This window comes from Bartonella sp. MR30HLJHH, assembly GCF_042194195.1.
Taxonomy (GTDB): domain Bacteria; phylum Pseudomonadota; class Alphaproteobacteria; order Rhizobiales; family Rhizobiaceae; genus Bartonella; species Bartonella grahamii.
In genome coordinates, this window is the sequence record NZ_JBHIMO010000007.1 from 1 (window position 1) to 23,352 (window position 23,352).

The 23,352-nt window shown below is 35.6% G+C and carries 17 protein-coding genes and 2 tRNA genes; 7 read left to right on the forward strand and 12 right to left on the reverse strand.

Translation table 11 applies throughout. The annotated features are described in order from the left end of the window. The coding region (locus ACFIKR_RS05425) for a hypothetical protein (protein WP_375659136.1) at positions 1 to 216 on the forward strand (216 nt) is incomplete at its 5' end. Between the two features lie 148 nt (positions 217 to 364). Further along, on the forward strand, positions 365 to 757 hold the full coding sequence (locus ACFIKR_RS05430) for a helix-turn-helix domain-containing protein (protein WP_375659137.1): 393 nt from the start codon (positions 365 to 367) through the stop codon (positions 755 to 757). Between the two features lie 89 nt (positions 758 to 846). On the opposite strand, the gene ACFIKR_RS05435 is transcribed toward ACFIKR_RS05430, so the two are convergent. From ACFIKR_RS05435 to ACFIKR_RS05445, 3 genes are all read right to left on the reverse strand, one after another. Continuing rightward, positions 847 to 921 (reverse strand) — tRNA-Val (locus tag ACFIKR_RS05435). A 98-nt stretch (positions 922 to 1,019) separates the two neighbouring features. Then, positions 1,020 to 1,382, reverse strand: a complete 363-nt coding sequence (gene cpdR, locus ACFIKR_RS05440) for a cell cycle two-component system response regulator CpdR (RefSeq protein ID WP_005773448.1) — start codon at positions 1,380 to 1,382, stop codon at positions 1,020 to 1,022. Between the two features lie 850 nt (positions 1,383 to 2,232). Then, on the reverse strand, positions 2,233 to 3,150 hold the full coding sequence (locus ACFIKR_RS05445) for an alpha/beta hydrolase (RefSeq protein ID WP_375659138.1): 918 nt from the start codon (positions 3,148 to 3,150) through the stop codon (positions 2,233 to 2,235). Positions 3,151 to 3,430: 280 nt separating this feature from the next. Between ACFIKR_RS05445 and ACFIKR_RS05450 the strand changes: the two genes are divergently transcribed. After that, complete coding sequence (locus ACFIKR_RS05450) at positions 3,431 to 3,898, forward strand: Hsp20 family protein (RefSeq protein ID WP_375659139.1); 468 nt, start codon at positions 3,431 to 3,433, stop codon at positions 3,896 to 3,898. A gap of 258 nt (positions 3,899 to 4,156) precedes the next feature. On the opposite strand, the gene ACFIKR_RS05455 is transcribed toward ACFIKR_RS05450, so the two are convergent. Continuing rightward, positions 4,157 to 4,233, reverse strand: a tRNA-Pro gene (locus tag ACFIKR_RS05455). Positions 4,234 to 4,853: 620 nt separating this feature from the next. Between ACFIKR_RS05455 and ACFIKR_RS05460 the strand changes: the two genes are divergently transcribed. Then, entirely contained in the window at positions 4,854 to 5,219 is a 366-nt protein-coding gene (locus ACFIKR_RS05460; RefSeq protein WP_375659140.1) for an iron-sulfur cluster assembly accessory protein, read from the forward strand. Positions 5,220 to 5,296: 77 nt separating this feature from the next. Here ACFIKR_RS05460 and mazG read toward each other — a convergent pair whose 3' ends face one another. The 8 genes from mazG to ACFIKR_RS05500 all read right to left on the reverse strand — a co-directional run bounded on the left by mazG (position 5,297) and on the right by ACFIKR_RS05500 (position 19,060). After that, complete coding sequence (gene mazG / locus ACFIKR_RS05465; RefSeq protein ID WP_375659141.1) at positions 5,297 to 6,049, reverse strand: nucleoside triphosphate pyrophosphohydrolase; 753 nt, start codon at positions 6,047 to 6,049, stop codon at positions 5,297 to 5,299. Positions 6,050 to 6,082: 33 nt separating this feature from the next. Next, a complete protein-coding gene (locus ACFIKR_RS05470; RefSeq protein WP_375656223.1) occupies positions 6,083 to 7,012 on the reverse strand; it encodes a lipid A biosynthesis lauroyl acyltransferase in 930 nt (309 codons plus the stop codon). Positions 7,013 to 7,018: 6 nt separating this feature from the next. Beyond that, positions 7,019 to 8,047: a zinc-binding dehydrogenase gene (locus tag ACFIKR_RS05475; RefSeq protein ID WP_375659142.1), complete on the reverse strand. Its 1,029-nt coding sequence runs from the start codon at positions 8,045 to 8,047 to the stop codon at positions 7,019 to 7,021. Between the two features lie 58 nt (positions 8,048 to 8,105). Beyond that, positions 8,106 to 9,380 (reverse strand): beta-ketoacyl-ACP synthase, encoded by a 1,275-nt coding sequence (locus tag ACFIKR_RS05480; protein ID WP_375659143.1) that lies wholly within the window; start codon positions 9,378 to 9,380, stop codon positions 8,106 to 8,108. Between the two features lie 14 nt (positions 9,381 to 9,394). Continuing rightward, on the reverse strand, positions 9,395 to 10,570 hold the full coding sequence (locus ACFIKR_RS05485; protein WP_375659144.1) for a beta-ketoacyl-ACP synthase: 1,176 nt from the start codon (positions 10,568 to 10,570) through the stop codon (positions 9,395 to 9,397). 10 nt (positions 10,571 to 10,580) lie between these two features. Then, entirely contained in the window at positions 10,581 to 10,865 is a 285-nt protein-coding gene (locus tag ACFIKR_RS05490; protein WP_005773457.1) for an acyl carrier protein, read from the reverse strand. Positions 10,866 to 11,054: 189 nt separating this feature from the next. Next, positions 11,055 to 13,373, reverse strand: coding sequence for an NADP-dependent malic enzyme (locus ACFIKR_RS05495; RefSeq protein WP_375659145.1), 2,319 nt, complete (start codon positions 13,371 to 13,373; stop codon positions 11,055 to 11,057). 1,127 nt (positions 13,374 to 14,500) lie between these two features. Then, positions 14,501 to 19,060 (reverse strand): hypothetical protein, encoded by a 4,560-nt coding sequence (locus ACFIKR_RS05500; RefSeq protein ID WP_375659146.1) that lies wholly within the window; start codon positions 19,058 to 19,060, stop codon positions 14,501 to 14,503. 655 nt (positions 19,061 to 19,715) lie between these two features. Here ACFIKR_RS05500 and hfq point away from each other — a divergent pair. From hfq to ACFIKR_RS05515, 3 genes are all read left to right on the forward strand, one after another. Then, positions 19,716 to 19,955 (forward strand): RNA chaperone Hfq, encoded by a 240-nt coding sequence (gene hfq / locus ACFIKR_RS05505; RefSeq protein ID WP_005773461.1) that lies wholly within the window; start codon positions 19,716 to 19,718, stop codon positions 19,953 to 19,955. 54 nt (positions 19,956 to 20,009) lie between these two features. Then, entirely contained in the window at positions 20,010 to 21,353 is a 1,344-nt protein-coding gene (gene hflX, locus ACFIKR_RS05510; RefSeq protein ID WP_015856461.1) for a GTPase HflX, read from the forward strand. A 144-nt stretch (positions 21,354 to 21,497) separates the two neighbouring features. Further along, positions 21,498 to 23,324 carry a hypothetical protein gene (locus ACFIKR_RS05515; RefSeq protein ID WP_375659147.1) on the forward strand — a complete coding sequence of 609 codons (1,827 nt, stop codon included), beginning with the start codon at positions 21,498 to 21,500 and terminating at the stop codon, positions 23,322 to 23,324. The last annotated feature ends 28 nt before the right edge of the window (positions 23,325 to 23,352 follow it).

Consider the following 23,352-nt stretch of genomic DNA (forward strand, 5'->3'; position numbering starts at 1 on the left):
GTCAAGAAACGAAGCAGCAAAGATAAAGGTCTTACAGAAAAAGAACAACAGCTTCTTCACGAGATGATAGAGACCTATCAAGGCTTAAAGATGATGTCACGCCTCATGAAATTGATTGCCTTTATTCTCTTTATGTTTGTAATAGATTTTTCCCGTTGCGTGGACGCCATAGAGAATAGCTTCTCACATCTTAAAAGATGGATAACAAAAAGTTAGAACATCTTAGAATTAGAGACCCTTTGGACCTCTGGTTTTGCTAAAAAACCACCCCGAAAAGAACTCTTGATTCGCAATAATTGAGGAAAATCATAAAAAGATTTGTTAGAATCAGAAGAAATATTTCTTCTCTAACAGGACTTTCTAGATGCTTACATCCTTTGGTAAAATTTTACGTAAACTTCGCATTGATCACTCCGAACGCCTTTTAGATATGGCTAAGAAATTAGACATATCTGTATCATTTTTATCTTCTGTAGAAATTGGCAAAAAATCTGTTCCTGTAGGATTGGAAGAAAAGATCATAGAGCTTTATGGTTTAGATAAAGAGAAGGCTTTACTCTTAAGGAAAGCAGCTTATGCTTGTCGCAAAAGTTTTACAATCAAGACTTCTGATCCGTTGAGACGTGAAATTGTTGGTATGTTTTCTAGACTTATAGATGTTTTTACACAAGAGGATTTAGAAAAATTCAAACAAATACCAGAAGTAATTAGCGAATCAAAAAGAGAAAAAAATGCTACCTTTGTAGAGGAATGTTAAAAAATCCTATTCCCCTAACTTTATTCATACATCCCTCACAGTAAAAAAGATGTATAAATACAGCAAGTTATAGGATAAGAAAAAGAATCTGGTGGGCGTGACAGGGATTGAACCTGTGACCCCTACGATGTCAACGTAGTGCTCTCCCGCTGAGCTACACGCCCATTCATTGATGTTGCATACACCATATAGAATGACAAACGTCAATGCCTAATTTCATTTTCTCTTTCAATAGATGCAAATAACTTAAAAAAATACTTTTCTAAGCAGCGATAAGGATCTTTTCAACTTCATTGACGAGTTCACGTAAGTGAAATGGCTTAGAGAGAACCTTTGCATCAGGAGGGGCATCACTATTTGAATTGAGTGCTACCGCTGCAAAACCTGTAATGAACATTACTCGTAAATCAGGGTCAATCTCAGTAGCACGGCGTGCGAGTTCGATTCCATCCATCTCTGGCATCACAATATCAGTCAAGAGAAGGGAAAATGGCTCTTCTTGTAAACGTTCATACGCGCTAATACCATTATCGAAATCGGCGACTTCGTAGCCTGCACGTTCTAAGGCTTTTACTAGAAAGCGACGCATATCGTTATCATCTTCTGCGAGCAGGATTCGTTTCATGATTATGTTCCAATGGCTCCATTTGTCAGAGTTTTGCCGTATCAATTATACAATATAGAGTATTTATAAAAAAGACGGTAAAATGCTCATAATTGAAATGAATGGCAAAATGGTTAATTATTACATTCTTATTCAGAATATAGCATATTCGTTGTGAGTTGGTTAAATTCAAAATATATGTGATTTTAAAAAAGAAGGGGTTCTCTAGAACTTTTAAGATGATTCATTGCTATCTTTTCTTTTAAATTTTCTAATTATTATCAGAATTTCATTAAAAAACTTATGAAAACCGTTACTGTAGGGACTTACTATATCGAGAAATTAGAAGAATATTATGTTAATTTATTGTTTTTAAAAAGTTCTCCTAAAAAATAGAAATTTTATAATTATTTGTTTTATAGAGATTTGTAATAAATATTATAAATGCGCTTTATTTTCAGTTTTTTCTTTAAATAGATGAAAACTGTTACTTTTTTAGATATAATATTAAATTAACACTTAATAATAGATCAAAAATATTACTTTGATGCTTTGTTTATAAATATGTATCATGTTATATTAAGATATGATTTATTATCTTTATTTTTATTTATATAAAATATTTTTTTATTAAGTTATTTTTTATGATATAAAATAATATTGTTTAATGTAAAGACATACTTTGTATATTAGTTTTTTTTTATTAGAATGCGTGGTGAATATTTAGGTCATGGCTTGCCTGTAGAGGTTAGAAAACGAATCATATGAGTGGTTGGAAAGTAAAATTCGTTATATTAAAAAGTGTTTGTAGATCTAACGCTCGTAAAAATTTTCTTTTTTTATGGGGTGGAGCGGAAATTAAGGTTTAGTGTTATTTTACAGATACATTATCGGGAATAAATGCATCAAATGCAGCCCAAAATTGCTTTTTATAATTTTCGTTAACCATAATTGTATCTAGTTCAGCGCCTGTAATAGTAATACTTTCTGTCAGGCGTGTGTGTTGGCATAATTGCCGCACTTCAATGTTGTTTGCAATATTGTTTTGATTGGCAAGAATAAAGAGTGTTGGTATTCGTAAATCTCCGTGGAGTACATTTCTCTTCATAGAATCAATCGCATTAAATACCGATGCCATCCATTGGGATGTTGGGGGCTTAATGGAAGGGAACGGCACTTTATGCATGTGTCCCAATTGTATATTGTTTTGTTTTGTTTTGTTTAATTTTTTCCCATCTTTCGCTGGTATAAAGCCAAGACCTATATCAGAAAGAAATTGTGTTAATTTATGTTGAAAACCATTCGTTTTATTGCCGAATGGAGCAAAAAGGGGAGAAACACAGAGCAATTTATTAAACCGATGATTAATGAGATCTAATCCGCTAAGTGCTATCAATCCACCAATGCCATAGGCGAGCATAGAGTAAGGAGGCGGACAATTAGAATAAACAATATTTTTAAGAAATTTATATAAGTCATTAATATCATTATTTATATCAAAACAATGATGTCGGCTTTGTTTTCTTATCTTGAAGGATTTTTTTTCTTGATCAAACCAGTCAAATATTGCTGTATGAAAACCGCGTTTAGAAATTTCATTTATTAATAAAAAATATTTTTCTAAAGTACTTGCGTAGCTTTTGAGAATAACAATTGTTCCCTTAGATTTTTCCACCTCAGGATATGTTATCGCAAAACGAATTTCGTGATCTATTGCTATTTTAAGAGTACCATGATGGATATTAGGAGGAGTGGAAGCCCAGTCTATGGGATAAATAGATGTTTCCAATTGAAATCCTTTACAGTGTATTTGCCGCTTAGTGCAACGTGAGATAATGAGAGAACTTTGACATTTATGTAATGAAGAAAAAGGATTTAAAAAGGGGTATATTGCTTTTTAGATAGTTTTTATCAATTTAGGTTCCAAAGAGTTGAAATAAAGAAAAACAATTACCAGATAATATAGTGTGGTTGCCATGATGGGGCCGCAGGTTCACAAGTAAGTTTGCCATTTGGGAACTTTGTGAATTAATTATTAAATTATAGTCGCTCTAGAGGAGGGCAATATTATGCGTCAAGTAGATTTTTCACCATTTTATCGTTCCACAGTAGGTTTTGATCATCTTTTTAACTGGTTTGATTCTAGAACACAACCAGATGAAGTTTCTTCTTATCCCCCTTATAATATCGAGCGTTTAACTGAAGATTCTTATAGAATTTCTATGGCTGTTGCTGGTTTTTCTCAAGATGAAATTGATATTGAAACGCATTGTAACCAGCTGATCGTTAAGGGAAACAGAAAGTCTGAAAATGATGATGGAGAGCGAGAATTCCTTTATCGAGGTATTGCTTCGCGTGCTTTTGAACGGCGTTTTCATTTGGCTGATCATGTTAAGGTTATTGGAGCAGAACTTGGAGATGGGCTTCTTCATATTCAGCTTAAAAGGGAAATGCCAGCTGAATTAAAACCCAAAAAGATAACCGTACAGATGTCACCATCCATTACAAAAAATGATAACAGCGACATTGTCGTGTAGGAAAATTTAGAAAATATGAGATCGAATAATTATAAATTTTTCTGAAGAGTAAAAAACGCGAGGCAAAAAGTCTCGCGTTTCGTGTGTGTTCTCTTAAGAACGAAGCTTATTTTAATAAAACAGCTTATCTCGAATTTATGACAAAATGTTATTGCACATTATTCTACGTTGAAGAAAAAATTCACGTATGTGCAATTGAAATGCATAATAATTCACTTTTTAAGTAAGCTTATTTTTTATTTTATAGCATTTTAAAAATGGTCGGAGCGGCGGGATTTGAACCCACGACCCCTTGACCCCCAGTCAAGTGCGCTACCAAGCTGCGCTACGCTCCGAGTTCGTGTAAAACGATTAAATGACTGTTTCTTTAAAGGCAAGAGAAAAAATAAACAGAATAAAATCTAAAATGCTCTTGCACTTAGAGCTTTTGAAAATAAAAATTTTGGACATCAATATTTTGTTGTCAATTCAAGATACGTAACAAATCTGTAAAATTCTTTGTGAACATTAAATTTTTAGCTCTATAGTGAATAGATGGATGCATTTAATTACTTTTGCAGATTGTGAAGGGGTAAGATTGGTAACTTTATGGGTATGAATTGGAGAAGGAGAGGAGCAAATGAGTGCGGGAGGTATATTTTTTCCTTATCTAATCGTTACTTTTCTAAAAAGATAAAGATTTTCAAAAGGAGAGGAGTGAATGTATGGTATTAAAACGTTTTCTTTTGTTTAGAGTTTTTATAGACGAAGTATTTTGTGTTTTATGTGGACAAAAAATTGTAAGTTCTGGATTGTATAATCATAAATCTCATTTTATGGGTACGCGTTTTTATCCAAATAAATAAGGCCAGAATACTTTAATTTAGGTTTTGTTGTTTTTTTTCTAAAATACCAGATAAAATATTATAGAGGAAAAACTTTCAAAGTGTTTATTGAACTAAGAAAAGAGTAAACCATGAGCCGTTTTTCGGTAATAAATTTGACGGAAGCAGCAGTGGATCGTGTTAAAGCGATTATGGATGCAAAAGATGCACAGGGTATTCTTGTGGGTATCAAAAAAGGTGGTTGTGCAGGGATGGAGTATACAATTACTCTTGTCAAAGAAAAGGGGATAGATGCGGATGTTGTTGAAGTGAATGGTGCCCGTGTTTTCGTAGCACATAATGCGGTATTATTTTTATTAGGGACGCAGATGGATTATGAAGTGACAAAGCTTCGTTCTGGTTTTGTCTTTAAAAATCCTAATCAAGTTTCAGCATGTGGGTGTGGCGAATCGGTGGAACTTCGTCCTGCTACGCAGGATCAATATAAAACAAATTGAGCTGAGCTGAATTATAATTCAATAATTTTAGAGGGACTTGTTCTTTGAGGTAGAAGGTAGAAGAAATCTAATATTTTTTATTGTTCATTTTTAGCTTGCTTCCAAAGTGTTTCCATTTCATTCAAGGATGCGTCGGTCAGTGTTTTCGATTGAGTGGATAGCTTTTCTTCAATATAGGTGAAACGGTTTCGAAATTTTATATTCGTTTTTTTTAATGCTTTTTGTGAATCAATCGCTAAGTGGCGTGCGAGATTAAGGAGAATAAAGTAGAGATCTCCAAACTCTGCTTCTATTTCTGAATTTTGTTTATTTTTGATGGCTTCTTTGAGCTCTTCGAGTTCTTCTTCTATTTTTTCAAAAACTTTATCACTTTTTTTCCAATCAAAACCTACTTTGGCTGCTGCTTCTTGTAAAGCAAGTGCCTCTTGGTTTGCTGGCTGGATTTGTTTTACTTGTGCGAGTATGCTTGTGGAGGAATTGTTGTTTTTTTCTTCGCGCAATTTTTTTTGCTCGGCATTTCCAAAAACGTGAGGATGGCGTCGAATCATTTTTGCCGTGATTGCATAAACAACATCTTCAAAAGTAAAGCTGCCTTCTTCTTGTGCAATGGTAGCATGATAGATAACTTGTAAAAGAAGATCTCCAAGTTCTTCACAAAGATCCTTTCGGTTTTTTCGTTCAATGGCATCGATTACTTCGTAAACTTCTTCGAGCATATAGGGTATGAGGGATTCAAAAGTTTGTTTTTTATGCCAGATACAACCGCTATCAGAATTTCGTAATGCAGTGATAATTGCAATGAGATCTTTGATGTCTTTTGAAGCTAACATTTGCACTTCCTTTGTAAGCAATAGAGCCTTATGTTAGATGTCCCAACGTCTATGTAACCACATCCATTGTCCAGGATATTCACGGACCCAAGATTCAACAATATCATTTAATTTTTGCGTAGAAGCAGCTATATCGATATCATTTTTTTCATCACGTGGAAGTTCTATATGTTCATATAACTCTAAACGATGACGTCCATTAGGCAAACGAATACAACGTGCTGGATAAATATCACAGTCATATTGTCGAGCGAGTTTTATAATTAAGGGATTTGTTTTAAGAGGTCTGTTAAAAAATGTTCCCATGATACCGCGGCGAAATTTTTGATCAACGAGCATACCAACATTTTCACCTTTTTCTAATTTGGCTGCTAATGCCCATGCTGCACCGGCCTTGGAGGGAATAAGATGCCCCATAGAAGTTTGTCGTGCTTTAAGGACTCGTTTGGCAACATAGGGATTATTGGGTGGTCTAAATAATACTGTAACATTAAGATCAAAACTTTGTGCACAAATAGGCAGAAGTTCAAAATTTCCAGTATGTGCGGTGAAAAAAATATGTGGTTTTTTTTCATTTTTTAATCGCTCAAATATTTCAACGCCTTTAACCTCAATGAAACCTGGCTCGTCTGCATGAGGATCAAAATCAAAAATTTTATCAAGAAAAATATATTCGGCTAGGAAACGTCCTATATTTTCCCACATTTCTATTGCAATTGCATGGAGTTCTTGCTCTGTTTTTTCTGGATATGCACCTCTAAGATTTTTAAGTGTGATTTGATGACGATGTAAAAGGGGACCAATTTTTTTTACCAACCAAGAAAAAAAAGAGACTCCCATTTTGGCAGGAAAGCATTTTAGAATAAATAAAGAACCAAAGAGCAGATATGCCCATAACAAGTAGGATATTTTTTTGGCTATAATTTTAATAAGATATATGAGATTTTTAAGAGAAAGCTTCATCATGATTTAATCGATTTTAAGGATAATTTTACCAAAAACATCACGGCTCTCCATTCGTTTTAAAGCTGTATCAATTTCATCAAGCTCAACAATTGTATCAATGACAGGGTGTACAGTTTTTTCTGCCATTTTTTGCATGGCATTTTTCATATTTTCCATACGGCAGCCAAATGAACCGAATATCTTAAGTTGTTGTTGGAATAATTGCATGAGATTTATTGGTGCTGAAACACCAGAGGTAGAGCCGCAAGTCACTAAGCGTGCTCCTTTTTTCATACATAACAAAGAACCGTTCCATGTATCTACACCAACATGCTCAAAAACAACGTCAACACCTTTTTTTTGGGTTAATTTACGCACCACACCTTCAAAACGATCTTTACGATAATTAATCACATGATCTGCTCCAAGAGAGTGTGCTTTTGCAATTTTTTCATCTGAACCTACAGTTGCGATAACTGTACAGCCCATGTGTTTTGCAAGTTGAATGGCTGCAGAGCCAATACCTGAACCACCAGCCTGTATCAGGATTGTTTCTCCTGCTTGTAGTTTTGCGTTATCGAAAAGCATATGTTCTACGGTACCAAAAGTAATTGGAGCAACCGCTGCCTGCAATTCATCACATTGGGGAGGTGATGGAACTAATAAACGTGCTGGCAAATTGACAAGCTCACACGCAAATCCATCAAGGTGAAAACCGTAGACTCCCTTTACATGACTGCAAAGATTATCTCGTCCTTCATGACACGCTTGGCATACTCCGCAGGTTTGTGCACCATAAATTGAGACAATTTGTCCAAGCTGGAGATGTTCAACGCCATCTCCTATTTGTATAACTTCACCAGAGGCTTCTGCACCAATGATGAGGGGCATTTTTCTTTTCGCAAAAGCCATGCCACGCCATCCCCATACATCAATATGATTAAGAGCAACGGCTTTTATCCGCACAGTTACTTCACCTAGACTAGGTGAAGATGGCGGAGAAATATTAGTGATTTCAAGTCGACGATCATCGAAGAGTTGCAGTGCACGCATTATCATCCCACTTAAATATGTTATTAGGTTAGCGTTATAAAATTTTATTATTAAAGGATTATCCTTTATATGCAGTGATAACAAGACTCATATTTTGACCACCAAATCCAAATGAGTTTGACAAAACCGCATTGACACAGGTTTTACGGCTATGATGAGGAACAACATCTAAAGGGATAGCAGGGTCAGGATTATCATAATTTATTGTAGGTGGAAGTATTCCAGATTGAATGGTTAAAAGCGAAAAAACCGCTTCTATTGCACCAGCAGCAGTTAATGTATGCCCAATCATTGATTTATTAGAAGAGACTGGAATATGCTCTAAAAGATCACCGAATACTGTTGATAATGCAAGATATTCCATTTTCTCATTTTCAGGTGTTGAAGTTCCATGTGCATTAATATAATCAATTTCATTGATGGTTATTTTTGCATCGTCTAAAGCTTTGCGAACGGATTCAATTGCTGGTGATGCATCAGGTTTTGAACGTGTACGGTGAAAATCATCGGCTGTTTCTCCACAGCCAGCTAAAATTCCTAAAACTGTAGCATTACGGTTTAATGCGCTTTGAAGAGATTCAAGAACAAAAGCACCTGAGCCTTCTGCCATAACAAATCCATCCCGATCACGGCTAAAGGGTTTTGCTGCTTTTTCAGCAGGATCATTTTGGGTTGAAAGAGCAGATAGCAACGAAAAACGGATGAGAGATTCTGCTGAAACTGATCCATCTGTCGCAATTATGAGAGCTCGATTTGTCTCTCCCCGTCTAATAGATTCAACTCCTAATTGAATTGCTGTTGCACCAGATGCACAAGCAGTGGAAAGTGTAACAGGAAGTCCTTTTGTACCAAATGTTTTTTGAAGTTTTTCTGCAATTGCACCAAATTGTGTGGCTTCAAAAAGCGTTTCATGGAGTTTATTCTTACAGACTTTAAGAAGGTGTGCATAAGAAGGTTCATCATTGAATTCTTCCTCTTGATCAAGACTAAAACGTGCGGTCCATTCAAGTTCAACAGGAGGAGCAGCTAGAAAGAGTGGTCCATTAAATTTTTTTTTATCAACAGCAGCTTGTTCCAAAGCTTCTTCAGCGGAAAGATGTGCAAGCTTCTCAGAAAGAGCTGAAGCACCAAGTGTACTTTCTTTGAGAAAATCAATTGTTCCAGCAATATATGTATTTAATCCCTCAACGGGAAAACGTGTTATTTTGTGGATACCGCTTACACCGCTTGTTAATTTTTGCCAATTTTCATGTTTCCCTTGTCCCAGTGATGTGACGATGCCTGCCCCAGTTATTGCTACAAGTGGACGCCCAAAATGATCATGATATTTCACTATAGAAATTCCCTTCAAACAGCTGTAAGACGCACAATACCTTCAGCTCTTTTTATACCAATAGTTGTAACAAATATTTCACGTACTTCTTTAGAAAAAGGTTTTTCATGAGGACTTAATGCTGGAAAACTGTGTTTTTTTTCAATTGAAAGTGCTGCTAGAGCTAGAGCTAGAGGAAATTGTGCTTCCCGCATATAACCAAATAATGTTGTAATGCCACGATAAGATAGATCAGCATTATCAAGAGCATTTTGTTCTGCTTTTGTTGCTTCGTGAGCTCCTGAGGCTGCTGAAATGGCTAGGGCAGATTTAGCGCCCGCAGTTTTTAACATTGTTGCAATTGATTCTCTAAGTGGAATTTTGGTTCTATCTGTTTGGTCTGTAATAATTTGGCTAATTTCAGCATAAGCACGTGCGTTGCGCTTTTTTGCATGTTCTCCACTTTCAAGAACTAGGAAGATACCACCAGAACCGGCTATGATACCACCGCCGGGGTGGATTTCACGATCCCACACTGAGCTCCATCCATTATGGGTTAAAAGACCACCAAGTTCATGCGCCAACAACATATCATAACTTTGTGCATTATAGGAACCTCCTACAAGAGCATGGGTACTTTGACCTGATTTAATACGAGCTACAGCAATTTGAAGTGCAGAAAGCCCACTGCCTTCTTCTCCCATAAATGTACGAGATGATCCAGTGACTTTATGAACAATTGAAATGTTTCCTGCTAAAAGGTTTGAAAGTTGTGCCAAAAATAATGTTGGACGAAGTTCGGTTGAAAGAGCAACATTTAACATAGAGGCATGATCGGCAACTGCGCGCGCTTTAGAAAGAATCTGTGTATCAACAGTAATATCACGCTCTCCTCCACTTGCTGCTACAATCATGTCCATTGTTGAAGTGAGTTGTTCATTATTTTTCATGCCAGCATCATCAAGAGCAAGACCAGCCGCATAGGTACCAAGACGCTGCCATGTTCCCATTTGCCGTTGATCACTTTTTTTAGGAATTTGTAAACTCCAATCAATTTCGGGCAATTTATGAACCGTGTAGGGTGAAAAAGTTGTACAATCTAGGTTTGGTGTACGGTTTGGATCATTTAAGAGATTCCAATGTTGAGCAGTTCCTTCCCCCAGAGAGCTTATGAGGCCTATACCAGTGATGAATACAGATTGATCATGCATGGTGAAAAAACTACTCCGCCTGTTTTAAGGCAACGAGATCATCAATTTTTGCACAAAGGTTTTTAAGAACAAAGTATTCTTCTGTTGCAACAGTACCTTCGTTGACTTCTTGTGTCCATTGTTCTAGAGGGACTTTTATTCCGAAAGCTTTATCAATAGCGAAAACAATATCAAGAAAATCAAGACTGTCGATTCCTAGATCGTCAATTGTATGACTTTCAGGTGTAATTGTATTGCGATCAATTTCACTGATTTCTGCTATGATATCAGCAACTTTATCAAACGTGGAAGGCAATGTACGGATTCCTTATTATAGAGTTAGTAAATTCAAAATACATTTAATATCGTTCTTCTAGCCTTTTTTCTCTTAAAAAAAAAGACTTAATCCAGAATATAGCTATCTTTCTCTATAGAGAAAAGAGGTTTACAGTACATGAAATGCTATATCTCAATATTTAAAAAACTTTGAAAACTTATTGCGCATTTATTTTACGAGACTATTTTTTCTATTGGCTGCAAGGACAGCAAGGGCTGTTATATTAACAACTCCCCGTGAAGTTACTGAGGGCGTTAAGATATGGGCGGGACGTGCTGCCCCGATTAGAATAGGACCAACATGGAGTGCATTTGTGAGGCTTTTAACAGTGTTGAGCGTGATATTGGCAGCATCAAGTGTTGGAAAGACAAGCAAATTAGCTTCACTTTTAAGACGAGAATCAGGAAAAACACGATCACGAAAAACTTTGGAAAGGGCAGCATCACCATGCATTTCACCATCTGCTTCTAAATCAGGGTGTAATTTGGCAAGAATTTCTGTTGCACGTCGCATTTTACGCGCACTTTCTGTGTTTTTAGAACCAAAGTTTGAGTGTGATAATAAGGCTGCTTTTGGTGTTATTCCAAATGCTTCAACTTCTTGAGCTGCCAACACAGTCATTTCAGCGATTTCTTCTGCAGAAGGATTTTCATTGACGTAAGTATCTGTGAGGAAAAGAGTACGTTGTTGAGAGATAAGCAAACTCATAGCAGAAAAACGATGAACATTAGGATCAAGACCGATAATTTGTTCAATCAATTCAAGTTGACGTTCAAAACGTCCTTCTAAGCCGCAAATCATTGCATCTGCTTCTTCACGCATGACGGCAAGGGCAGCAATAGCCGTTGTTGATGTTCTTACTACTGTTTTTGCCATTTCAGGCGTAACACCACGCCTTCCTGTATAATGAAAAAATAAATTAACATAATCACGAAAACGTGGATCATCTTCAGGGTTGGTTAATTCAAAATCTATACCAGGACGAATTTTTAAACCAAAGCGTTTTAATCTCGCTTCTACGACATGTGGACGGCCGATAAGGAGAGGCGTTGCGGTTTGTTCTTCAATGACAACTTGTGCTGCACGAAGGACGCGTTCATCTTCACCATTGGCATAGATGACGCGTTTACGTTTTGCTGTTTTTGCTGCAGCAAAAACAGGTTTCATTGTTAAACCAGAAAGAAAGACAAATCGATTGAGGATATCATAGTAGGCTTCCATATCTTCAATGGGACGAATGGCGACACCAGTTGCCATTGCTGCTTTAGCAACAGCGGGAGCAATACGCAGTATTAAACGCGGATCAAAAGGAGAGGGGATCAGATAGTCTGGTCCAAAATTGGGTGGTTCTTTTGAGTATGCACGTGCTACAACATCTGAAGTTTCTTCACGTGCAAGGGCAGCAATCGCATGAACAGCGGCCATTTTCATTTCTTCATTAATTGCACAAGCACCTACGTCTAATGCACCACGGAAGATATAGGGAAAACAAAGGACATTATTAACTTGATTGGGATAATCAGAGCGTCCTGTACAGATCATTGCATCTGGTCGTATAGAGTGTGCTTCTTCAGGCATAATTTCTGGTACTGGATTAGCCAGCGCTAAAATGAGTGGATTTTGAGCCATTCTTTTAAGATATTCAGGCTTTAAAACACCACCCGCAGATAGGCCTAGAAAAATATCCGCATCATCAATAATATCAGATAAAGTTCGTGCGTCCGTTTTTTGTGCGTAATTGATTTTCCAACGATCCATAAGGGTCTTGCGACCTTCATAAACAACCCCCTCTAAGTCACTAAGCCAAATATTTTCAACTTTCGCCCCAAGACGAACCAAAAGATTAAGACAAGCTAGGGCAGCAGCACCTGCACCTGAGGTAACTATTTTTGCATTTTCAATTTTTTTTCCTGAAAGAGTTAAGGCATTTAATACAGCTGCAGAAACAATAATGGCAGTTCCATGTTGGTCATCATGAAAAACTGGAATATTCATTTTAGCACGAAGCTTTTCTTCGATATCAAAACATTCAGGAGCCTTAATGTCTTCAAGATTAATACCACCGAATGTAGGTTCTAAGGTTGATATCGTTTGTACCATTTGTTCTATATCGGATGCATCAATTTCAATATCAAAAACATCAATATTCGCAAATTTTTTAAATAAAACGGCTTTGCCTTCCATAACTGGCTTTGAAGCGAGTGGACCAATGTTTCCTAAACCAAGAACAGCAGTTCCATTGGATATAACAGCGACTAAATTAGCACGGGAGGTATATTGAGCAGCAAGATTGGGATCTTCATGAATCGCAAGACATGGTGCTGCAACGCCTGGAGAATAAGCAAGAGCTAAATCACGTTGATTATCAAGAGGTTTTGTTGCTTGTATTTCCAATTTTCCAGGTTTTGGGTGTTGGTGATAAAAAAGTGCGGCATTGTCAAGTTCAGCTTTTGGTGAACTGAAATCACTATTTCGTTCTCTAGACATTTTTATGATATCCAAGTTAGCGTATGTGTATATGAGATGTTCCATCTACGATAAGGTTTTGTCCACTAATAGATCCTCATTTCTCTGAATATCAAAATGCATGAGCATGAGCAAATTCTTCTGGATCGTAAAACCAGTTTGATGATTCTTTTTGTTTGTGTGCATGAATAATTTCATTGATAGCAGCACATTTGTTTTTCTTTCCTTAATAAAACTCGTAAAAATTGATTATTTTACAAAAAAAATAAAATATTTTCTAACGATTACATTATCAAGCCATTATTTTTTTGCAATGTTTACAAAATAAGGAAAGAACAGAAGAACGGTTCCTATCAATTTCATCCATTTTTTATAAAATATATATTTTATTTAAATTTTTATACGGAGGTAGAAGAAATTTTAAATAACAATTTGTAATTTATAAATTGTTTATTCCGCTATTTTAAAGGAAACTGGAAAGTTGAGAATGAAAGTTATGTTATTCAATTGGATTCTTAATAGTGAAAGCTGTATCTTTTATATACTGATAATTATGTGTTTTAATAAACAAAGATGTGGCTGAAATGGCTGTAATTGCGGATTTTATACATGAAAATCATATATTTCGCATAACGCTTTTCTTTATAATTTATAATGCATCATTTCGTATGTTGAATGAGAAATTTGAATACAATAAGATTCTTTTATTTAAAATTCACCTAATATAATAAAAAATATTCAATTACATAATTCAAACGAGAGTAATGTGTGGATAAAAAACGTTTGAAAAATAAATAGAAATGTTTCTATGAGCTATTTTAATATAAGAGCATGGGATTTTTTCACAATTAGCAAAAATAATTATTACCTATTTTGTACCTTTATGAAACTATGGAAAATAAAGGAGCTAAGAAAAAGATAAGGAAATAGAAAATATGCTTATCATTCTTAAAGTGATATGTTGTTTGATAAGTCATTACGCTTCTTTAGGGTTATTGCTTAGGATATCAAAGAAAACCGCATGCCAATTATTCCAGCCTTTGAAGTACAAAGCCGTAGTTGAAAGCAAAGTACTCTACGATGAGCCATTAAAACAACTGGAGAGGAAAAAAGTGGAAAAAATATCTTTTTCCACTTTTCTTATTTTTTTATTGGATTCGACCACTTGCATGAGCAAGCATAGTATAAACTTTTCCGGTATCTGATATCAGGTATTTGCGAACTGAGCTGGAAGAACCAGAACTACGCGATATATCACGTAAGAGCTTTTCGAAATCTGTAACATATTGATTCATTGAACGTTTAAACTCAAAATCGCTCATATATTTTCTCTTAATCATTTCAAATATTTTTTGTCCATTTAAGGTATAAAGGCGTTCTGTTACGATGTTTTTTTGTCCACGTTGATAATGATCCCATAGCTCAACAATGGCATTGTGATTAATAGCTTGCACTATACCAGAAGCTAATGAATTAAGAGAGCTGTTTGCAGGAGATGGTTTTGTTTGCACTGATGTTAAAACATCATCACTAGGGGGAGCATCATAAAACGTTTCTTCACGTGAAGCTCTTTCTAAGAGATTTGATACCCATTTGTTTGGTCTTTTTTTGCTTTGATCTTGTTGCAAAATAGGCTTAGGTGGTACAATCTTTTTAACGGACTCGGTGGAATTGTCACTTCTTTGATTAAACATTGATGATGTAGGAAGTTCTGATATCAGCTGTTTTTTTGCGCTCTTTTGATCATTTTGTATAACACTGACTAGATCTTGTAACGCTGTAATCTGTTCATTCAAAGCTGTGCGAATTGTTTGCGTTGTTTCTTTTGTCTTTTCTGGAAGTTTTTTAACATTTTCATTGATATCATTATTAATCTTTGAAAGCTCTAAACGAACTTCATCAGCGGAGCGACGTATGTCTTCTGCTGCTTCTGAAAAACGCGTCGATGCTTCACTAACAAGCCTATTAAGTGATTGTTGGAATGAATTTGTGGAGTTACGTGCATTCTTATCAGAGCGTTCAAGTGCTGAGTTGAAGATTTTTTCATAATGTCCAATCAATTGATTAATTTCATGAGACTTTGAAACAAGAGCATCGCTTAATACAGAAAGCATATTATGTTTTTCTTCAAGTGTTGCACTAAGTGAATTTTCAGACTGTTCAAGAACATGAATAGTTTGGGAAAGTGTTTTTGCATGTTCACCAAAACTGCTCGTTATATGATTAATTTGTTCAAAGGTATTCTTTGAAAGTCCTTGCAGAATTTCAACATTATTATTGAGCGCTTGATTTGAGGCTGACAAACGCTCTGCTACTTGGTCCGTGTTGCGGAAAAAATTATTCGCACTCTCATTAAACTGACCATCAATATTTTGAACAGCTGATAATAAAACATTACTATTTTCGTGAAAATTGTAAATTGATTGATTTAACTGTGTTAAGACGGATGAGACATTATTAACAAGTTCTTCCTTCATAACCGTTATTGTTTGAATTGTTTCAGAGTTAGCTTTGGTTAAGCTATTCACTAAAAATTCATTATGTGCATAAATTCTTTGTTCAGCTTCTTGTGTGGAGAGAGAGAGTTGTTCACCGATATGCTGTGTTAAAGAATCAATTGATTCTGTCGTATTTTGCGCTGCTTGATTTAAGTGATTTGTCAGCTCTGTTATTTTTCCAACATGTTTTGAAATTTGTGTTGCTGTTTGATTTTCTGCATCTTCCAGATAGCTCGTTACATCAGAGAGCTGATACCCTAAATTATTTTTTAAATTTTGCATAGAGTGATGAAGAACATCACAGCGTTCATTAAGAACTTGCTCTATTGCTGTTGTTGATGTGTGAATGGTTTCATTCAATAATGCTTGTGCATTATGACTGGCTGTTGCGAAAGCTTCGACAGTATGCGCTGTTTGTTCAGACAGAACGGATAGAACTTTTTCACTGGTATCATAAACAGTTTTTTTGACATTTGATACAATGCGATTGCCTGATTCTGAGAGAATATTTTCTGCTTGTGTAGTAACATTTGTAACAGATGAAAGAATTTGTTCACTCGTAGAAGAAAGAATATCAGAAGCTTTTATAATCTTATTATGCAGGTTATCTGTAACTATATTAACAGAGTCTTCTAAGGTTACACGCATATTGTCAACACTGCTTTCCAGCGCTTGTTGAATTATCTGACTTTGCTCATTATTAAGCATGAGAGACGTTTTTAACGTGTCAGAACGTTCCTCAATAACAGATGTTTGCATATTAATGGCTTCACAGATTTGGCTAAATTTTTCAGATAATGTTTCCTCTAGCGTTGTTGTTCGTTCAAAAATTTTGTGTGCACGATCTTCTAGATCTGTATCGAATGATTCCATACGTGTTTCAAGGGTTTCAAAGAAAACACCACTCGATTGAGAGAGAGTATTCTTTAAAATTTCGGCATGGCTTTCAAGGTTTTTGATATGATCTTGAACCGTTTCAGTAATATTCTTATTATTGGCGACAATTGCACTCTCAACTAAATCTATTTGTTGTTTCAATGCAACATCGACACGTATATCACTTTTTGCAATGAGGTTATGGATTGTTTCCATGCGTTGCTCAAGTGTGCGTGCTTGATCGGCAAGAACTTCATTGAGAGAAAAACTATTAATCGCTAAAGAGTCACGCAGAGCATCGGCACGGATATCAATATTTCTCGCTTGTGCTTCTAAAGCATCTTGGGTTGTATTGCAGCTTTGTACAATGACATCTTGTAGTTTTTCAGTGCATTGAATGATGTTTGTGATATGATTTTCAGCTTGTTTATCAACGACTTGAATATTGTCAGCCAAAACTTTTTCAATATGAGAAGTATTTTGGGACAAGACATCAATTTGATTTCTTAATGTATCCGCAATTTTATTCTTCTCGTTATCGAGCATATCTGCCATAAGAGCTCGTTGATCAGAAAGTTGTACTTTAAGATCTTGTGAACGTTCTTGTATGATATCAACAATGGCATTGTCGACATACTGAATTTCTTCTCTCAGACTTTCTTTACTTTTATCAATTGCAGAAAGAATAGCTTCACGTCCATTTGTAAATGCATGGGTAATGTCTGCTGTTTTTTCTTGGAGGTTTTCATTTATTTTCGAGACATGAGATTCCAAGAAGTTACCAAGCTTTTCAGCATTATCCTCTAAAGCCTGACTGCGTTCTATAAAGGAATCAATGATGGAATCACTATGTTCTTTAAGAGAAAGATCAACAGTTGCTAAACGTTGTTCAAAGGCTCCAATTGCTTGCGAGGTTACGTTATCAAATTTAGAAGAGAGTTTATGTGCTTGGTCGTCGAGCTTTAAGATCTTCTCATCAAAGTTCTGTAGAGATTGATTATTACGATCAATAAGAGCTTTATCTAAGGCTTTAAACTTTTCATCGACAGCGTGCAAAGTTTGATCTGTTACTGCTTGTATATGTGTTGCAATTTTAGCAACATGTACTTCCGCTTTTTCAGCTGTTTCATTAAAGGTTTTTTCTATTTGCTTTTCATTATGATCAAATCGTTTTGCAAAACCATCGAAGTTTTTTCCTAATTCATGAAAAAAATCTGTGTTTTTCTGCTGAATTTGTGTTGTTGTTTCGTTAAATTTTTCAACAAGCTGATTTGTTACGCCATCACCGGCATAGGAAAGTTTTTCAACAAGGTCTTCACCTTGTTTTTGTAAAGTTTGAGAGAGAGTTTGTGCAAGCTTTTCAACATTGGTTACAATTTTAGAGGTAACTAAACCAAATTCATCACTCAGTTGTTCTTGGGTTCCTTTAATTGTTGATTGTACGCGATCTGCGTGATTCAAAATGGCGATGCGTTCATTGCTCAATTCTTTGATTAATGTGTGAATACGTGATTCATTCTCAGCATAGGCTTGTTCTAGGTTGTGAACTTCACCTTGTATGATTGCTTCAAGTTCAACAGCACGTCCGAGGGTACGTTCAATACCTTCGTTCATTGCCGCTACTTCTTCACGAATGGTTTGCCCTATAGCAATAGCTTGTTTTTCAGATAAATGTTGTGGTTCACTAAGGCGTTGTGCAGCATTTGTCATAAGAAGAGCAATGTTATGCAAGTCGTTTGAACGTTTTGTTAATTGAGCAACGCCCCAAGATATAAGGATAGGAATTGCTGTTCCGGCTGCTACAGCGAGTCCTGTTGGGGATGTAACAAAAGTGCTAATATTGGATAAGGAGCTGAGTCCGGTAGGTGCGAGCTTATGCGCAATAAAAGCTCCTCCCGTTGCCCATAAAGCACTAAGCGCTGTTGTATACCAGTAGACTTGAGAAGAAGAACGCTGCTTTAATAGTCCAAAATTTACAGGGGTTGTTATATCATCATTTGCAGGAAGAAGTTTTGTAGACAACAATGTATTATGAACAGTTCCACCTGAAATATCAGGTGAAGGTTTTGGAGCAAAAAGCTGTTCAACAACGGATTTATCAACAACAGCTTCATCATGAATATTAGAAACAAAAGTTGACGTACCGTTTTCAGCAAAGAATTCTTCTTCTGCCATTGCAATTTTTTGAATCAGATCATCGACATTAACAATATTTTCAGAATTATTGGATGATATTGTTTCAAATTCTGTGTCATTGAAATCAAAGTTCATAGCTTTCGTGAGGGCTTCTTCAACTTCAACTTCAAATGTTTGCAATTTGGTTCTGCGTGCCATACTCGCCTCGTACTCTTACAGACGGAAAAGGGATACGTCCTCTTCCACATAATTTCTACATACTAGCTGTTAATTATTTAGAAAGGAATATGCTTAGGGAAAAATTTTAAAAACTTATCAAGATAAAGTTAACGCGGTTTCTTATACCCTGTTTAAAAATGTTATAAAATATAGTAAAAACAATTTATTATTTGAATCTAACAAAAACAAAAATACTGTTTACAACTTGTGTTTATAAAAAACTTTATAAGCCGCTAGTCTTTGAAATAAGGATAATTTAATAGCGGTTATATATACAGTAGGGTGGCGAATACCTCTCTATTAATACCGATGATCGTTCATAAATATTGTTGTCCGTTTACTTTATTGATTCTAAATGAAGCAGATTCATCATCACATATAGTCTGTAATAGCTTAGGATGTATGAAAGTGTGCCTTTGAATTGTAAGATTATAAAAGAGTAAACGTGGAAAAATTTTTAATTTAATATAGCTTTTCGTAAGTTGCGCTTTATTATTGCCTTAAAGAGCCGTTTTTTCTCTAATTTCAGTTGTTTGTTGCTAAATTTTGAAGCTTCTACGTTGACAATTGGATATTTTTCAGTCGATATGCATGCACGAATATTTTATGCAATCGAGATGAAGGTGTAAGAATAATGGCAGAGCGATCACAACACCTGCAAGATGTGTTTTTAAATACGGTGCGTAAGCAAAAAATTTCCCTTACAATTTTTCTTGTCAATGGCGTTAAACTCACAGGTATTGTAACTTCATTTGATAATTTTTGTGTTCTTTTACGCCGAGATGGACACGCGCAATTGGTTTATAAGCATGCTATTTCTACGATTATGCCTGGACAGCCTGTACAGATGTTTGAGGGTGAAAGTCCTGAGTAAACATATCATTTTAAGATAGACCTCTTATCCCATTTTAAAAGTACTTAGATTGCTATGATAAATGAAAATGAGAGATTAGGAGGGATATTTTCGCAGAATACAGGACAGGTGCGCGCACTTGTTTTGATACCGATTTTTCAAGAAAATAGAAGTGAAAGCTCTTTGAGAGAATGTTCTATATCTTCTCGTGTTAAAGAATCATTAGGCTTAGCGCGTGCTATAAGGTTAGAAGTTGTTAATTATGAAACGATTAATATTGCAACGCCTCGCTCTGCAACTCTCTTTGGAAAAGGTAAAGTAGATGCGTTAACCTGTTACATAGATGAATATTCTATTGAGCTTGCGATTGTAGATCACTTTTTAACACCAGTACAGCAGCGTAATTTAGAAAAATTATGGAATTGCAAAGTTATCGATAGAACGGCTTTGATTCTTGAAATTTTTGGGGATCGTGCACGAACAAAAGAAGGAGTTTTGCAAGTAGAGTTAGCGCATTTGTCCTATCAAAAAGGGCGACTTGTGCGTAGTTGGACGCACTTGGAAAGGCAACGGGGGGGGCGTGGCTTCTTAGGTGGACCTGGTGAAACGCAAATTGAAGCAGACAGGCGTCTTTTACAAGAGAAAATTATTCGTATTCGACGCGAATTGGAAACGGTTATTAAAACACGTGCACTTCATAGAGCAAAAAGGAAAAAAACATCTTATCCTGTTGTGGCACTGGTAGGATATACGAATACAGGAAAATCAACTCTCTTTAACCGTTTAAGTGGTGCAGATGTTTTAGCAAAGAATATGTTATTTGCAACGCTTGATCCGACTTTGCGCAAAGTTGTTCTTCCCCATGGAAAAACTATTCTTTTGTCTGATACTGTAGGGTTTATTTCTAACTTGCCAACAAATTTGATTGCAGCTTTTAGAGCAACGCTTGAAGAAGTGGTTGAAGCGGATCTCATTCTTCATGTAAGAGATATGTCAGATCTTGATCATCGTGCACATGCTCAAGATGTTTTAGAAGTGCTTTCAAGTCTTGATATCGATATTGATGATATGGAGCATATCATAGAAGTTTGGAATAAGATTGATATGTTGGATGAGCAGGCATTGAATGTTTTACAAACAAGCGCAAAAACACGATTAAATCCTGCTCTCATGGTATCAGCGCTTAAGGGGGATGGACTCGATCAATTATTAAGAGCCATTGAAAAGCGAATTTTTGGAGAGGTGCAAAGCATTGAATATCTTTTAAAACCTCATGAAATGTCGCTTATCGATTGGTTTTATGAAAACTCTGCGGAAATAATGCAAGAAGGACATGATGATGGGTCTGTTACCATTAGAGCCGTTATTACTTCTGAAGCAAAAAAACAATTAGAGAACATCAAAAAAAATATGAATTAAGTTCTTTAAAGTTATTGCTGAACATTTGTGCTTAAATTTTATGTTTTTATTATCTGAAAATAATATGACAGCAAGTTAAGAGGATAGTTACTACTTTCTCTTAATAAAACAATATGAAGAAGTATTTTGCTGGTTAAAATAAAGATGAGTCTTAAGTGTAATAAAAGACTATTCGTACGTACCGTATGGCGAAGCATTTTGATTGTTTTGCTATTACAAGTGCTATGTATATCTTTGATTTGGTTGTATTATTTTGTCCAACCCCGTGGTTACCAAGCAACTTTAATATTTTCGTTATCTGATTCTGTAGGAAAACCATTACCAATCAAAAAGCAAGACAATGTTATCGCCTTTTTGTTTTCACAGCCTATGTTCTTCAATGATTCGCAATTTTCTTTAAGTGCTTTTAATAAGAAAAAAAATCATGAAAATATCCGTTTATCGCGTCGTGGTGATTTTATCGATTTGACTTTTGAAGCTGAGACACTTGAAGCAGCTCAACGTGGGTTGGAAACTTGGTTTTCCGCATTTTCACAAGCAATCATAAAACAGAAACAATTCTTGTTAAATGATAAATTAGAAGACAAACAATATGATAATACTACAATCGTTAATATCGTGCAGGGATTTCGTACATCTGTTGAGTCTTTTATTCAGCATGGTGTAAAACAAACAGAGCTTCATGATCTTTCTATGCAATTAACGGAAGCAACTTTAAAGCGTATTCATTTAACAAGTTTGAATTCAACGATTAACATGATGCGTGAAAAGGGACAGTCTTTATTGTCTTTATCGTTTATTGCAGGTAATTCAGCAATTGTTGCTCTGGAATCTAAACGTGATCTTTTGGAAACGCAAAGAGCACATATGGCGGTGCAATTGGGGTGGACACATCCTCAAATTAAAGCAATGACTGCGGAATTAGAGACAGTTTCCCACCAATTAAAAAATAAAATTTTACAAATCGTTTATCAAGTTCATTCAGATGAGGTTATTGCAACAGAATTAGAAAAACAGCTCAAAAAAAGAATGAACTTTTTTGTAAAAGATCAATCCCAATCTTTGAATGAAATATTTAACGAGTTTGAAAATAAAATAAAAGCAGCAGTCGATGCACAAAATAAAGCGATGAGCAAGTCTGCTCAACGAAGAGAAAAAATAATTGGTTCATATCGGAGATTGAGTGATGATTCTCTTCTCTTACAAAATACAAATATCCACGTGGTTATGCCAACAACGTTAGCACCAATTTCTTTTATGGCTCTTTATGGAAAAAATATTCTTGTGAGTGCATTGGCTAGCTTCCTTACTCTTTTACTAGGAATATTGTTATTTTATCCGTGCTTTAAAAGCAAAAAAGATCAACCTTCAGGAGAGGATTTGAGATCAAAAGAAAATGCTCTTAAGAAGAACGAGAGTATTTTAGTCTCTCAAGAAATGAAAAATCTTGAAGCTTTTATTACGATAGAGGGATTATCTGATGTTTTGAAATGGCGTGCTTCAACCATTATTTCAATCATTGGACCAGAGGCTGCACGGACAGCGGCGAAGCTTTCACTTCATCTCACAAAAGAGAACAAAACAATTTTGTTGGTCGATATTTCTGGTCAACAAATAGAGAAAGTCATTGGTCCACATCGCGGACTGAGTGATATTTTAACGGGCAATGCCCAGTTGCATGATGTTATTTACCGTGATTATGATACGGGAGTTGATATTCTTCCTCAGGGGTTAACAAGTGCTATTTCTGCACAAGATTTTTCAAATGACATTTCTCATATATTACAAGAATTTAAAAAAGAATATGATTTTATCATCCTAGAGATGGCAAGCGAACCAAAATATGGATTTGAGCAATTTGCAGAGCTAACAGACTATTATATTTGTAATACTGTTCTTAATGAACAAGAATGGATGATGCGGATGGTAAGCAGTTTTCCAAAGACTGTTTATCGCGTTGTTGCATCATAAACTTTGTAAAAAAGAAATATGTATCGCA

What these genes read in the sequence shown, in the direction of transcription:
- ACFIKR_RS05430 (WP_375659137.1), top strand. Translation starts at nt 365, where the DNA reads ATGCTTACATCCTTTGGTAAAATTTTACGTAAACTTCGCATTGATCAC.
- cpdR (WP_005773448.1), bottom strand. Translation starts at nt 1,382, where the DNA reads ATGAAACGAATCCTGCTCGCAGAAGATGATAACGATATGCGTCGCTTT.
- ACFIKR_RS05450 (WP_375659139.1), top strand. Translation starts at nt 3,431, where the DNA reads ATGCGTCAAGTAGATTTTTCACCATTTTATCGTTCCACAGTAGGTTTT.
- ACFIKR_RS05460 (WP_375659140.1), top strand. Translation starts at nt 4,854, where the DNA reads ATGAGCCGTTTTTCGGTAATAAATTTGACGGAAGCAGCAGTGGATCGT.
- mazG (WP_375659141.1), bottom strand. Translation starts at nt 6,049, where the DNA reads ATGTTAGCTTCAAAAGACATCAAAGATCTCATTGCAATTATCACTGCA.
- ACFIKR_RS05470 (WP_375656223.1), bottom strand. Translation starts at nt 7,012, where the DNA reads ATGAAGCTTTCTCTTAAAAATCTCATATATCTTATTAAAATTATAGCC.
- ACFIKR_RS05475 (WP_375659142.1), bottom strand. Translation starts at nt 8,047, where the DNA reads ATGCGTGCACTGCAACTCTTCGATGATCGTCGACTTGAAATCACTAAT.
- ACFIKR_RS05485 (WP_375659144.1), bottom strand. Translation starts at nt 10,570, where the DNA reads ATGCATGATCAATCTGTATTCATCACTGGTATAGGCCTCATAAGCTCT.
- ACFIKR_RS05495 (WP_375659145.1), bottom strand. Translation starts at nt 13,373, where the DNA reads ATGTCTAGAGAACGAAATAGTGATTTCAGTTCACCAAAAGCTGAACTT.
- ACFIKR_RS05500 (WP_375659146.1), bottom strand. Translation starts at nt 19,060, where the DNA reads ATGGCACGCAGAACCAAATTGCAAACATTTGAAGTTGAAGTTGAAGAA.
- hfq (WP_005773461.1), top strand. Translation starts at nt 19,716, where the DNA reads ATGGCAGAGCGATCACAACACCTGCAAGATGTGTTTTTAAATACGGTG.
- hflX (WP_015856461.1), top strand. Translation starts at nt 20,010, where the DNA reads ATGATAAATGAAAATGAGAGATTAGGAGGGATATTTTCGCAGAATACA.
- ACFIKR_RS05515 (WP_375659147.1), top strand. Translation starts at nt 21,498, where the DNA reads ATGAGTCTTAAGTGTAATAAAAGACTATTCGTACGTACCGTATGGCGA.